The 12,637-nt window shown below is 74.3% G+C and carries 13 protein-coding genes; 5 read left to right on the top strand and 8 right to left on the bottom strand.

Features of this window, described 5'->3' with window-relative positions; genetic code table 11:
• Positions 1-53 precede the first annotated feature (53 nt).
• Both hemG and hemQ read left to right on the top strand, forming a co-directional pair.
• Positions 54-1,532 carry a protoporphyrinogen oxidase gene (gene hemG, locus ACZ67M_RS09835; protein WP_469850348.1) on the top strand — a complete coding sequence of 493 codons (1,479 nt, stop codon included), beginning with the start codon at positions 54-56 and terminating at the stop codon, positions 1,530-1,532.
• Positions 1,533-1,536: 4 nt separating this feature from the next.
• Positions 1,537-2,268: a hydrogen peroxide-dependent heme synthase gene (gene hemQ, locus ACZ67M_RS09830; protein WP_392012343.1), complete on the top strand. Its 732-nt coding sequence runs from the start codon at positions 1,537-1,539 to the stop codon at positions 2,266-2,268.
• Here the strand turns inward: hemQ and ACZ67M_RS09825 are convergent, their stop codons facing one another.
• The 5 genes from ACZ67M_RS09825 to ACZ67M_RS09805 form a co-directional block, all read right to left on the bottom strand.
• A complete protein-coding gene (locus ACZ67M_RS09825; protein ID WP_469850345.1) occupies positions 2,269-3,858 on the bottom strand; it encodes an alpha/beta hydrolase in 1,590 nt (529 codons plus the stop codon). It lies immediately after the preceding gene.
• A gap of 138 nt (positions 3,859-3,996) precedes the next feature.
• Positions 3,997-4,794, bottom strand: coding sequence for a TIGR04222 domain-containing membrane protein (locus tag ACZ67M_RS09820; RefSeq protein ID WP_469850343.1), 798 nt, complete (start codon positions 4,792-4,794; stop codon positions 3,997-3,999).
• A gap of 117 nt (positions 4,795-4,911) precedes the next feature.
• Entirely contained in the window at positions 4,912-6,237 is a 1,326-nt protein-coding gene (locus ACZ67M_RS09815) for an MbnB/TglH/ChrH family RiPP precursor modification enzyme (protein ID WP_469850342.1), read from the bottom strand.
• Between the two features lie 172 nt (positions 6,238-6,409).
• Positions 6,410-7,279, bottom strand: a complete 870-nt coding sequence (locus tag ACZ67M_RS09810; protein ID WP_469850341.1) for a helix-turn-helix domain-containing protein — start codon at positions 7,277-7,279, stop codon at positions 6,410-6,412.
• Positions 7,276-8,073 (bottom strand): peptidoglycan-binding protein, encoded by a 798-nt coding sequence (locus ACZ67M_RS09805; RefSeq protein ID WP_392012336.1) that lies wholly within the window; start codon positions 8,071-8,073, stop codon positions 7,276-7,278. The genes ACZ67M_RS09810 and ACZ67M_RS09805 overlap by 4 nt, the downstream gene beginning before the upstream one ends.
• A gap of 310 nt (positions 8,074-8,383) precedes the next feature.
• Here ACZ67M_RS09805 and ACZ67M_RS09800 point away from each other — a divergent pair, with 310 nt between their 5' ends.
• Positions 8,384-8,836, top strand: a complete 453-nt coding sequence (locus tag ACZ67M_RS09800) for a peptidoglycan-binding domain-containing protein (RefSeq protein WP_392012333.1) — start codon at positions 8,384-8,386, stop codon at positions 8,834-8,836.
• Positions 8,837-8,882: 46 nt separating this feature from the next.
• Here ACZ67M_RS09800 and ACZ67M_RS09795 read toward each other — a convergent pair whose 3' ends face one another.
• Together ACZ67M_RS09795 and ACZ67M_RS09790 are read right to left on the bottom strand one after the other, a co-directional pair.
• Positions 8,883-9,455, bottom strand: a complete 573-nt coding sequence (locus ACZ67M_RS09795; protein WP_392012330.1) for a GNAT family N-acetyltransferase — start codon at positions 9,453-9,455, stop codon at positions 8,883-8,885.
• A 12-nt stretch (positions 9,456-9,467) separates the two neighbouring features.
• A complete protein-coding gene (locus ACZ67M_RS09790) occupies positions 9,468-10,271 on the bottom strand; it encodes an alpha/beta fold hydrolase (protein ID WP_469850339.1) in 804 nt (267 codons plus the stop codon).
• A gap of 178 nt (positions 10,272-10,449) precedes the next feature.
• On the opposite strand from ACZ67M_RS09790, the gene ACZ67M_RS09785 reads away from it, so the two are divergent.
• Positions 10,450-11,523 (top strand): ArsR/SmtB family transcription factor, encoded by a 1,074-nt coding sequence (locus tag ACZ67M_RS09785; RefSeq protein WP_469850337.1) that lies wholly within the window; start codon positions 10,450-10,452, stop codon positions 11,521-11,523.
• Positions 11,520-11,900 (top strand): hypothetical protein, encoded by a 381-nt coding sequence (locus tag ACZ67M_RS09780; RefSeq protein WP_361364145.1) that lies wholly within the window; start codon positions 11,520-11,522, stop codon positions 11,898-11,900. Before ACZ67M_RS09785 ends, ACZ67M_RS09780 begins: the two co-directional genes overlap by 4 nt.
• On the opposite strand, the gene ACZ67M_RS09775 is transcribed toward ACZ67M_RS09780, so the two are convergent.
• Complete coding sequence (locus tag ACZ67M_RS09775) at positions 11,884-12,621, bottom strand: peptidyl-tRNA hydrolase (RefSeq protein WP_469850335.1); 738 nt, start codon at positions 12,619-12,621, stop codon at positions 11,884-11,886. The two genes, ACZ67M_RS09780 and ACZ67M_RS09775, sit on opposite strands and share 17 nt — an antisense overlap.
• Positions 12,622-12,637: the final 16 nt, after the last annotated feature.

Genomic DNA, 12,637 nt, shown 5'->3' with positions numbered 1-12,637 from the left:
GACGTGACCGGCCTGGCGGCGGCCCCGCCGGCGGGGTCTGAGACGCTGGGGGCATGTGCGCAAGCGAGACCCCCGCGGGGCGGGTTCTGGGGGACCCGGGACATGTCGTCGTCGTCGGAGCCGGCATCGCCGGACTGGCCGCCGCCCACCGCCTGCTGGAGCGGGGCGCCCGGGTGACCGTGCTGGAGGCCGCCGTCCGGGTCGGCGGCAAGCTGCTGCCCGGTGAGATCGCCGGCGTCCGCGTCGACCTCGGCGCCGAGTCGATGCTGGCCCGCCGCCCCGAGGCCGTCGGCCTGGCCCGCGCGGCCGGACTCGCCGACCGCCTCCAGCCGCCGGCCACCGCGTCGGCCTCCCTGTGGACCCGCGGTGCGCTGCGCCCCATGCCCAAGGGCCACGTCATGGGCGTCCCCGGCACCGCCGCCGCCCTGGCCGGCGTCCTCTCCGAGGAGGGACTGGCCCGCATCGAGCGCGACGCCGACCTGCCGCGCACCGAGGTGGGCGACGACGTCGCGGTGGGGGAGTACGTCGCCGCGCGCCTCGGCCGCGAGGTCGTCGACCGCCTCGTCGAACCGCTGCTCGGCGGCGTCTACGCGGGCGACGCCTACCGCATCTCGCTGCGCTCCGCCGTGCCCCAGCTCTTCGAGGCGGCCCGCGACCACACCTCCCTCACCGAGGCGGTGCGCGCCCTCCAGGGACGGACGGCCACCTCCCCGGCGAGCGGCCCGGTGTTCATGGGCATCGAGGGCGGCATCGGCACCCTGCCCCTCGCCGTCGCCGAGTCGGTCCGCGCGCGCGGCGGCGAGATCGTCACCGGGGCACCCGTGACGGAGCTGCGCCGCACGGCCCCGGACGGCTGGCGGATCACCGCCGGCGAGCGGGTGCTGCACGCCGGCGCGGTCGTCGTCGCCCTCCCCGCCCGCCCCGCCGCCGAGCTGCTGCGCGCCGAGGCACCCGCGGCCGCCGCCGAGCTGTCCGCGGTGGAGTACGCCTCGATGGCGCTGATCACCCTCGCCTACCGCCGCTCCGACGCCGCCGCCCTGCCCGAGGGCAGCGGCTTCCTGGTGCCGCCGGTCGACGGGCACACCATCAAGGCGTCCACCTTCGCCTCCCGCAAGTGGGGCTGGATCGCCGACGACGACCCGGACCTGGTCGTCCTGCGCACCTCCGTCGGGCGGTACGGCGAGACGGAGATCCTCGGCCGCGACGACGCGGGCCTGGTCGCCGCCTCCCGGCACGACCTCGGGGAGGCCACCGGGCTGACCGCCGAGCCCGTCGCCACCCGGGTCACCCGCTGGCAGGACGGCCTGCCCCAGTACCCCGTGGGCCACCACGCGCGCGTGGCCCGTGTCCGCGGGCACGTCGCGAAGCTCCCGGGCCTCGCGGTGTGCGGGGCGGCCTACGACGGCGTCGGCATCCCGGCGAGCATCGCGAGCGCGTACGCGGCGGTGGACCGGATCCACGGGGACCCGCGCGGCGTGGACGAGCCGACCGCCCACCCGGTGCGGAGTCCGCACGGCGGAGCGGGAGAATAGGGGCATGAGTGACGACGCCTCCACCGCTGCCGCCGGCCGGATCCCCAACAAGGGCAAGCTGGCCAAGGACCTCAACGAGGTCATCCGCTACACCCTCTGGTCCGTCTTCAGGCTCAAGGACACGCTCCCCGAGGACCGCGCCGGGTACGCCGACGAGGTCCAGGAGCTGTTCGACCAGCTCGCCGCCAAGGACGTGACGGTCCGCGGCACGTACGACGTGTCCGGTCTGCGCGCCGACGCCGACCTCATGATCTGGTGGCACGCGGAGACCGCCGACCAGCTCCAGGAGGCGTACAACCTCTTCCGCCGCACGAAGCTGGGCCGCGCGCTGGAGCCGGTCTGGTCGAACATGGCGCTGCACCGCCCCGCCGAGTTCAACCGCGCGCACATCCCGGCCTTCCTGGCCGACGAGACGCCCCGCGACTACATCAGCGTCTACCCGTTCGTGCGCTCCTACGACTGGTACCTGCTGCCGGACGAGGACCGCCGCCGCATGCTCGCCGACCACGGCAAGATGGCCCGCGGCTACCCGGACGTGCGCGCCAACACGGTCGCCTCTTTCTCGCTCGGCGACTACGAGTGGATCCTCGCCTTCGAGGCCGACGAGCTGTACCGCATCGTCGACCTCATGCGCCACCTGCGCGCCTCCGAGGCGCGCATGCACGTCCGCGAGGAGGTCCCGTTCTACACCGGGCGCCGCAAGGACATCGCGGAGCTGGTGGCCGGGCTGGCCTGATCAGGGCGCCGGGCTCGGCTCCGGTTCCGGGCGCGGGGCACACGACGTGTTCCGCGCCGGGAGCCGGCCCTGAAGCAGGTACGCCTCCAGGTGGCCGTTGACGCAGGCGTTCGGTCCCCCGGCGATGCCGTGCGTGCCCGCGTCCCGCTCGGTCACCAGGACCGAGCCCGACAGCCGCCGCCGCAGCTCCAGCGCGCCCTCGTAGGGGGTGGCCGCGTCCCGCTCGGCGGCCAGGATCAGCGTCGGCGGCAGCTCACCGGGCACGGTGCGCACGTCGAGGGGCCGCTGCCGGGGGACCCGCCAGTAGGCGCACGGCAGGTTGGTCCACACGTTGTCCCAGGTCTCGAAGGGCGCCCGGCGCGCCAGCCGGGTGTTGTCCCGGTCCCAGACCTCGAAGTCGGTCGGCCAGGCCGCGTCGTTGCACTCGACGGCCGTGTACACGGCGTTGGCGTTCTCCGCCCCCGTCGCGCCCTCCGCGGTCCGCGTCCCCGCCTGGTCGACCAGCGGCTGCGGATCGCCCTTCAGGTACGCCGACAGCGCCTCGGCGCGGTGCGGCCAGAAGTCGTCGTAGTACCCGGCCCGCAGGAACGCCCCCTGCAACTGGGCGGGCCCCACCGTCCCGCCGGCCGGCTCCGCCGCGAGCCGCTCGCTCGCCTCCTCGTAGCTGTTCTGCACCTCCCTCGGCGTGTCTCCGAGGCCGTACACGGCGTCGTGCCCGGCGATCCACTCCTTGAAGTCGTCCCAGCGGTCCTCGAACGCCTCCGACTGCTCGAGGTTGTTGCGGTACCAGACCATGGCGGGGTCCGGATGCACCACCGAGTCGAACACCATCCGCCGCACCCGGGCCGGGAACAGCTCGGCGTACAGCGCCCCGAGGTAGGTGCCGTACGACGCGCCCATGAAGGACAGCCGCTCCTCGCCCAGCGCGGCCCGCACCACCTCCAGGTCACGGGCGTTGTTGAGCGAGTGGTAGTGCCGCAGCGACTCCCCGGCGCGTTCGGCGCAGCCCCGCGCGTACGCCTCGGCCTCGGCGGCGCGCTTCCTCTTGTACGCGTCCGAGGGCTGTGTCGGGGCCGGGCGCGGCCCCTTGAAGAAGTCGCCGGGGTCCTGGCAGGACAGCGGGGCGGAGGGCGCGACCCCGCGCGGCGCGTATCCGACCAGGTCGTAGGCGCCCGCGAGCCGCTTCCACTCGGGCACCAGGCCGACCAGCGGGAAGTTCAGGCCCGAGCCGCCGGGACCCCCCGGGTTGTAGAGGAGGGCGCCCTGCCCGGGCACCTTGCGCTTGGGGTTCCGCGGGTCCTTGTGGGTGGCCCGCACCCGGCTGACGGTGAGCCGGAGCCGCTTCCCGTCGGGGTGCGCGTAGTCCAGGGGCACCTCGACCGTGCCGCAGCGCATGCTGCCCGGCAGGTCCTCCGCCTTCGGGCAGTCGCCGAACGCGATGCCGGCCGCCGCGGCCCGCTCGGCGGCCACGGCGGTGCCGCGCGCCTCCGCCGAGCCGTGGGCGGCGGGGGCCGCCTGGGCCGGAGGGGCGGTGGCGAGGGTGGTCAGCAGCAAGGACCCGGCGGCCGAGTAGAGGGCGGCAGCTCGCATCGCGTATCCCTTCGGTGGCACGGGGGTGTCACAAGGGATGTTTGGCCGGCCCGCCGGGCAGGGCAAGCACCGCCCGCGGGTGTCGGCGCCGAGTGCCTCCGTACGCCCCCGGCGCGTCGGTGTGCCGGCGGCGGCCGGTCAGAACCGGCGCCCGCGGTACCCCTCGGTGTACGCCTCGCGGTGGGCGAAGGCCGCGCGCAGGTCCGGCTCGCCGATCGCGTGCACGCCGCGCACGGCGACGGAGGTGAGGTAGGTGCGCTCGTCGGCGGTGCCGTCGGCGTGCTGGACGAGGGTGCCGATCAGCCGCTGCCCGGCCGGGGTGGCCCAGCGGGAGTACGGGTGGATCTCCATCCGCGTGATGGCGAGGCAGCCCAGGGTCAGGGCGAGCGGAAGGGCGAACCACAGGGCGATCAGCGTGCGCGGCTCGTGCGCGGGCAGGGGGAGAGCCAGCGCGGCGACGGCCAGCGCGCACACGGCCGCCGCCGCGACCCGTACCCGCCGCACCCCGGCCGCGACACCGTCGGAGCCGCCGTCCGGTACGGCGAGACCGGCGCCGACCAGCCGGTCGGCCAGTCCCCGTACCGGGTCGGCCGTGGCGGCGGTGGCCCGGACCGGGGCTATCCGGGACTGCCCCTCGGGCCCTATCGCCCCTATGACCGACCGCTCCATGTCGTCGCGTCCGCACGGGTCCACGACCGTCGCCCAGCCGGTGTGCGCGAGCAGCAGCCGGCGCTGGCGGGCCATCGAGACCAGCGTCAGGTCGGCCACCCGCCGCGGTCCGCCGGACAGGAACGCCGCCTCGTACAGCGTCAGCGCGTGCTCCGGCGCGGGGGTGCGCGGGGCGACGGCCGCCGCGCGCACGGCGGCCAGACACAGCCGCAGACACGCGAGGCCGGCGACGGCCCAGGCCGACAGGAGGAAAAGGACCCAGAACATGCCGTACTTCTATGCCAAAGGCTTTCGCCGGCGCCATGGCCTGTTCACATTTCGGGACGCAGTGTTGTGGGTATGTGACGTTCCGTTTGGTGATGTCCCGGACCGGCCGTGACGCGGTCAGCGACGCAGCAGGACCCGCCTGGTCGCACGCGCCCACCGCACCCCGGGACGCCTCGACCGCGGCACCGGCCCCGAGCGCTCCAGCCACCACTCCCGCAACTCCCGCCGCACACCGGCGTCCTCCGCCGCGGGCCCCGCGTCCGCGCTCAGCAGCCGCTCGGCGAAGTCGAGGGCGTCCCGCCGGTAGCCCGCGCCCATCGGGCACCCCCGCGCGTAGGCGAGGAACGCCGGCCGGTACGCCGGGCCGAGGATCACCGGCAGTTGGGGCGCCACCTTCGCGACCACGTCCGCCCGCTTCCCGGCGAGCGCCCGCGCCTGTACGCCCAGCCGCACCCGGTCGAACCCCTCGGGCGCCGGCGCCCCCGCGACCAGCGCGGACAGCAGCGCGGCCTGCGCCAGACCGAGCCGCTGCCGTACGGCGTGGTCCGCCGCGTTCGCCTCGGGCGAGGCCGCTCGTGCCACGGACGCCCCCCGGTCGGCGGGGCCATCGCTCTGCGCCCGCCCCCGCGCGACGGCGTCGCGGATCGCCTCCACCTCCGCCTCCAGCTCGCCCGCGCCGGGGAAGTTCTCGTCCCGCTCCAGCAGGACGCCCGGCGGTGCCACCCGCGAGGCGAGGTCGGTGAGGATGTCGAGCACCGGCGGCGGGACCGGGTGGGCGTGGCTGTCGTGCCAGACGCCGTCCCGTTCGAAACCGCCCGCGACATGGACGTAGGCGATGGCCTCCAGCGGCAGTTCGCCGAGCGCCTCGGCCGGGTCCGCGCCGATGTTCACGTGGTTGGTGTGCAGGTTCGCCACGTCGATCAGCAGCCGCACCCCGGTCCGGTCGGCCAGCTCGTACAGGAACTGCCCCTCCGTCAGCTCCTCGTCCGGCCAGGCGACGAGCGCGGCGATGTTCTCCACGGCGAGCGGCACGGGCAGCGCGTCCTGCGCGATGCGCACGTTCTCGCACAGCACGTCGAGCGCGTCGCGGGTGCGCGGCACGGGCAGCAGGTGCCCGGCCTCCAGGTGCGGGGAGGCGGTCAGCGCGCCGCCCGCGCGGACGAACGCGATGTGCTCGGTGACCAGCGGCGATCCGAGCGCCTCCGCGCGGTCGGCCAGCGCCGCCAGCCGCCCCGCGTCCGGCCGTTCGGCGCCGCCGAGACCGAGCGAGACACCGTGCGGCACGACGGTCACTCCGCGCTCGCGCAGCCGCAGCAGCGATTCCGGCAGATGCCCGGGACAGAGGTTCTCGGACACGGCCTCGACCCAGGCGATGCCGGGCATCCGCTCCACGGCGTCCGCGATCTCCGGACGCCACCCGATGCCGGTTCCCAGTCGTCGCATGGTCGTACCTCCTCCCCGTCGGTATGACGGGGGTATGGCCCACCCGGCCCGCCGCCAACCGCGCGGGGGGCGTCTTCAGAGCAAGATTTGAGGGTATGGACTGTGAGCTTTGGGCGCGCATCGGCCGGCCCGCGTCGGACAGGGCCACATCGAGGCGTCCAGAGGGCCGACGTTATTCGGGTGAGGACGGGGCGGGGGTCGTGGTGGCCGCTCCCACGCGGGCCTCGAAGCACTCCCGTTCGCCGTCGGTCGACGCGGGCCGGAAGCAGGCCCGTACGGTGCTGCCGGGGTGCACCTCGGTCATCTCGGTGTAGACGAAGGTCGCCGCGTCGTCCTTGTCCCTGATGCGCACGCTGTGGGTCGGGCCGCCCGCCGAGACGTCCACCCGGTCCCCGACCTCGGTCGCCCAGATCCGGGCCCAGCTCGCACCGCACTTCTCACTGTGGCGCAGTTCGACGCGGGCGCCGGTGGCCGTGCGGTACGAGGCGAGGGTGTCGGGGCCGACGCCGCAGATCAGGCGCATCGGGTCCTGGCCCTCGCAGGCCGCTCCCTCGCACAGGGGAGCGAAGGAGAACGGCACGGAGGCCGGCAGCGACTCGGCCTCCCGCGCCTCCGAGTCCGGCAACAGGAGGAACAGCAGGGCCGCGACGCCGCCCACGACCACGGTGTAGGCCGCCGCCAGCACCACCAGGAGCCTGCTTCGGCGAAGTCGCAGCCGCCGGGTCCCGTCGGGCGGTGGCAGCTCCTGTGGATGCGGCCGCGTCGACTCGTCCGGGGAAGCAGCGGGTGCGGTGGCCACCGCGCGTCCGCTCCAGTGCGACTCGGCGATCTCACGGAGCACGAGCAGCCGCCCGTCCGGTTCGTCCGCCAGCCTGCACAGTTCCCGCACGGCGTGTCGGGGAGGCAGACTCTTGCCGTTGAGGTAGCGCTCCCAGGAGGACTTGCTGTACGGCGTGCGCTCCGCCAGCGCCGCCAGGCTCAGGCCCGCGCGGGAGCGCAGTTCCCGCAACGTCGCCACCAGCCGCGTGTGTTCCGTGCTCACTCGGGCGCCGCCTTGCGCAGTGCCTGCCAGGTCGGCGGGTCGATGACTCCGTTCACGATCAGTCCGTTCCGCTTCTGCATGCGTTCGACCGCTCGACGCGTCTTCGGGCCGAACACGCCGTCGATGTCTCCCGGCGCGGTACCCGCGCGGCGCAGCAGGCACTGGGCCTCGGCCACTTCGAGACCCACCTGGGTGTTGGACAGGAGGATGTCCGTGGTGCTGCTCAGGCCCGCGTGCCAGCGGTCGCCACGCCGCTCCAGCCGACAGGTGTAGATGACCGGCACCAGGGACTCCGACACGGTGGCCGGGGCCGTCACGTCGGCGTCGGCTCGGTCGTGGGCGAGCTGGGCGCGGGCCTCGGTGAGCCGAACGGCCAGCAGGAGGGCCACGGAGACGGACAGCACCGTGACCACGGCTCCCGCCGCGACGGCCACGCGCAGAGCGCGCCCGTGGGGCTGCCGTTCGGTGGGGGTGTGGTCCGGTGTCGCGGAGGAGTCCTCGGGGGGTTTCGTGCCGGCCGTCCGCCCCTCCGCCCAGCGTTGGGCGGCGGTCTCGTGCATCACCAGCAGCCGGGCCGGGTCGTCACGGCCGATGCGGGCCATCGCCTCGACGGCTTCCAGGGGCGGCAGGGACCGGCCGTTCAGATAGCGCTGCCACGACCTCGCGCTGTAGCCGGTCTTCACGGCGAGTTGCCGCGTGCTCAGCTCGCTGTGGTCCTTCAGCATGCGCAGGCGCACGATCAACTGGTGCACGTGCGGATGCAGTTCTGCGGGCAGTGCCTTCCAGCGCGACACGCTTCCCCCCACTCGCGTTCCGACCGCAGGACCGGCCCCCCGTGTCCGGTCTCATTCTGCACCAGCCGCCCGGAGCACCCCCCTGCGCCGACCCCGCCCCGGGCGCGCACCCGGCCGTGCCCCTGCCGTCCAAGTCCCGCCAAAGGGACACGGCGGTCGGCATCTGCGCAGGTCATGGCGTGGGACGTCCCGGGACGGGGCCACCTCCGCGTCGCCTGTGGACGAGCATCCCGCCGACCCCGCAGTCTCGTTGCGGAGCCGGCCGCCGAGGTCGGCTTCTTCAAGCGCACGTCATATTGAGGAGCACAGCATGCGCGCTCTCACCAGGACACTGGTCGCAGTCACCGCCGCGGCCGGTATCGCCGCCGGCGGCCTCGCCGCCGCGGGCACGGCCATGGCGGACACCTCCCCCGCCCCGAGGTCGGCGGTCACGGCGGTGGCCGCGTACAACAACCTCGGCCTCACCAGGAACCAGGCGACCGGCGTCCAGTGCTTCCTGAACACCTCGCCCACCGTCAACCTTGACGAGGACGGGTACCTCGGCCCGAAGAGCTGGGAGGCGATGCAGGAGTTCCTCAACAGGAGTTGGGGCCAGAACCTCGTCACCGACGGCATCGTGGGCCCGGCCACGATCAAGGGGCTCCAGTACTTCCTCAAGCACGGCAACTGGGGGTACACCGGCAAGATCGACGGTATCGCCGGCGAGGGAACGCGTGCGGCGTTCGCCAGGTTCGGTCAGGCGACCGCGAAGCAGTTCTGCTAGGTCCTGTCCGTAGTCCGTAGTCCGTAGTCCGTAGTCCGCCGGACGCTCAGCGCAGGTCCAGTCGCATCAGGACGCGCGGGTGTCCGGCCAGTACGGAGGTGGTGTCGGCGGCGTGGACGAAACCGGCACGCTCGAAGTTCCGCCGGAGCCCGGCGTACGCCATCGTCAGGTCGACCCGGGCGTCCCCGTTGTCCAGCGGGTACGCCTCGATGGCCGGAGCACCCTGGGAGCGGGCGAATTCGACGGCCCCGGCGATCAGGGCGTGCGAGATCCCCCGCCTGCGGTGACCGGGCCGCACACGGATGCACCACAGCGACCAGACCGGCAGGTCGTCCACGTGCGGGATCTTGCGGTTGCGGGCGAAGGACGTGTCCGCGCGCGGCGCCACGGCGGCCCAGCCGACCGGCTCGTCCCCGTCGTGGGCGAGGACCCCGGGAGGCGGGGCCGTCCGGCACAGCTCGGCGACGTACGCGCCGCGGGCCGGGCCGCGCAGCTCCTTGTTGACCTTGGAGGGGACGCGGTAGCTCAGGCACCAGCAGACGTTGGCTCCGGGCGACTTGGGGCCGAGCACCGCGCGCACGTCCTCGAAGACCGAGGCCGGGCGCACGTCGATGCTCATCCCACCACGATGTCACGCCGCGCGGGACGACGCCTCCGGCGTTCGACCGGGGCCCAGGAACTCCTCCAGGAGCGGCACGAGCAGGGCCGTGCGCCGCATCAGCGTCATGTGGGTGGTGCCGGGGAGGACGGCTAGGCGCGCGTCGGGGATCAGCTCCCGCATCTCGGCGGCGTGCTCCACGCGCACGAAGTCGCGGTCCCCGACGACCAGCAGCGTGGGTGCCGTCAGCCCGCGCAGGTCGTCGGCGCTCCAGGGCAGCGGGCCGTGGGCGGCCTGCGAGCACTTGTCGATGAAGTCCTGAAAGTGCTCGGGGTGCGGAGCGGTGGCCGCGTAGGCGTCGGCCATCTCCCTGAAGTCGGCCTCGCCGGGCAGCAGCGGTGAGTCGTAGTCGGGGGTGCGGACCTCCTCGCGGTAGCCGTCCTGGGTGTACTGCGTGGCGGCGAGCACGAGCCGTCCCACCCGTTCGGGATGCCTGACGGCGACCTCCAGCGCGGTCAGCCCGCCCAGGCTGAACCCGAGCAGGTCGGCCCGCTCGATGCCGAGCGCGTCGAGCAGGCCGACCACGTCACCCGCGAGGTGGGGCACGGTGATGGCGCGGTCGATGTCGGCGGTGTGCCCGTGCCCCTGCAGCTCGGGGGCCACGATGTGGCGGCCGGGGGCGAGGGCGGGCAGCAGGGCGCCGAAGCTCAGTCCGACGGTGAGGACACCGCCGTGCAGCAGGACCAGCGGACGCCCGGTGCCGTCCCGGCCGGAGCCGTGGATCTCGTAGTACATCTCCAGGCCGCCGAGGTCGGCGTGGGCGGAACTGTTCGGCACGGTGATCACGTCCGTTTCTGGAAGGTACGCCTGGTGGGTAGACCGCCCCGCCCCGCGGAACTCATCGCACGCGCACCGCCGCGGCCGCCGTTCAGCGGGCGTCAACCGTTTGCGTATGCGGGCGGCCCACGCTGGCCGTGGACGGGTTCGACGTCCGTCGGGGGAACGGGGGAACACCTTGCTGCGGATCCACTTCACCGGACAGGACCTGGAGAACATCAGACTGGCCCGCGGCCCCGATCCGCTGTGGGAGATCGTGTGCAGCGTCTGCCGCCTCCAGACACGGGAGGGCGCGCTCGCCTTCGACCCGTGGCGGCGGCAGGTCAGGGCCCGGCTGCTGAACGACGGCACGGCCCGCCGGGCCGCGCTGGCGCTGCGTGGCCTGGTGCCGTTCGGCGCGTACTTCCCGGACTTCCTCACCCCGCCCGTAGAGGGCCACCACGTGACTCTGCGGGACGGCGTCGAACGGGTGCTCGCCACTCCGCGCGGCCGCCTCCGGCACGAGCTGGCCCTGCTGGCCGCGTCCGGCGCGCGGCCGGTCCCGGGCGCGGCGGCACTGGCCCGGGGCGACGTGGCGGCGCTCGGGGGGCTGGGCGGCGGCCTGCGCGCCTATGACGAGGCGTTGCTCGAACCCGTGCGCGACCGGATCGGGGCGGCCGTGGGCGCCGACCTCGCCTGGCGCACCCGCGCCCTGGTGACCGGCGGGACGGCCGCCCTGCTGGCCACCTTCCGGCCGGTGGCGGTGTGGCGGCCACCGGTGCTCGAAGTGGACTATCCGGTCCGGCGCGACCTGCACCTGGAGGGGCGTGGGCTGCTGCTCGTGCCCTCGTACTTCTGCTGGCGACGGCCGATCACCCTGGTCGACGCGGACCAGAGCCCCGTGCTCGTCTACCCGGCGGACAAGACGGTCGTCCCGGCCCCGGTCACCGGGTTCGCCGCGCTCACCGCCCTGGTGGGCCCCACCCGGGCCGCGCTGCTCCACGAGGCGGCCGGACGCGCGTGCGGGACGACGTCCGAGCTGGCGGCGGCGGTCGGCATCTCGCTGCCCAGCGGCAGCCAGCAGCTGGCGGTGCTGCGGGAGGCCGGCCTGCTCACGACGCGCCGGGCCGGCAAGTACGTCCTGCACTCGGTGACCGCGCTGGGTCTGCGGCTGCTCGGCGACGATTTGGCTGGGCCCGAACAGTGGTGCGCGAACGGCGCCCGCGCCAGGAACCTGCCGGTGCAGGAAACCGCAACGGAGGGAATCCCATGAAGCTCTTCCACCGCGCACTCGCCGGCGGCGCCGCGTCCGTCGCCCTCACGGCCGGACTGCTGGGCGCCGGCACGGGGGCGGCGTCCGCGGCACCGGCCGCGGACTCCCAGTACGGATGTCCGGTCGGGGCCGTCTGCATCTACCCGCAGGGCGTGCACTACACGGACGCCGAGCCGACCGACTTCTACTACTCCCGAGGGGTCCACAAGCTCTACAACCAGTACGGGAACCACTGGGTCTACAACAACCAGACCGACGGCTGGACCGTGCGGACGTGCACGGGCGGCAACGGTACGGGCTGCGGAACGGTCCTCCGGCCCGACTACCTCCGCTACGTGAACCTCACGCCCATCAACTCGATCAAGATCGAGTCGTAGCACCAGGCAGCGCCGGGTGGTCAGCGACCACCGTGCACGAGCCCGGCGCGATCTCCGTGAACCCGGCGTCGCGGACCACCGGCAGGCCACTCGTGGTCAGGCCGCTCCAGCGGGCGGGATCCGCTGTGCGCACGGTCAGCGGGTAGCCCGCCGCCCGCCACGCCGCCCGCGCCCCGGCGTCCAGCTCCCACCAGGCGAGCTGGGCGCCGTGGCCCGCCTGGGCCATGGCCTTGCCCGCCGACATGTCCAGGTCCGGGTTCATCCAGAGCACCGGCGCCGAGAGGCCGGCCTCGACCGGCGGTTCCGGGTCGTCGAGGTCGGTGCCGGAGACCTGGAGACGGGCCAGGTCCTTCGGCCAGCCGTCCAGCGGGACCGGGGGAAAGACCCGGACCTCCGCCGAACCGCCGGCGACCGTGATGCCGGGCAGCGCCTCGGCCCGCCGCCACTCTGCGCCGCGCGCCCGGCGCACCACCTTGCGGATGCGCGCGTCCTGCCAGTCCCGCACCGCCTGCGCCCACTCGCCGTCGCCGGCCGACCGCTCGTCGCCGAGCATCACCAGCACCGCCCGGGCCGCGGTCTCCAGCGCGTCGGTACGGGCGGGCGGTGCCGCCCGCTCGATGCGCACCACCAGCGGCAGGACGAACTGCGGCGCGAGGTCGCGGTCGCCGGGTTCGGGACGGAAGGGGCTGTCGGGGACGGACGTCGTCGCTTCGTTGCTCACGCCCCCAGTCTGCCAA

It is taken from the genome of Streptomyces sp. NPDC107500, from assembly GCF_055582785.1.
This window is presented reverse-complemented; position numbering and strand designations above follow the sequence as displayed.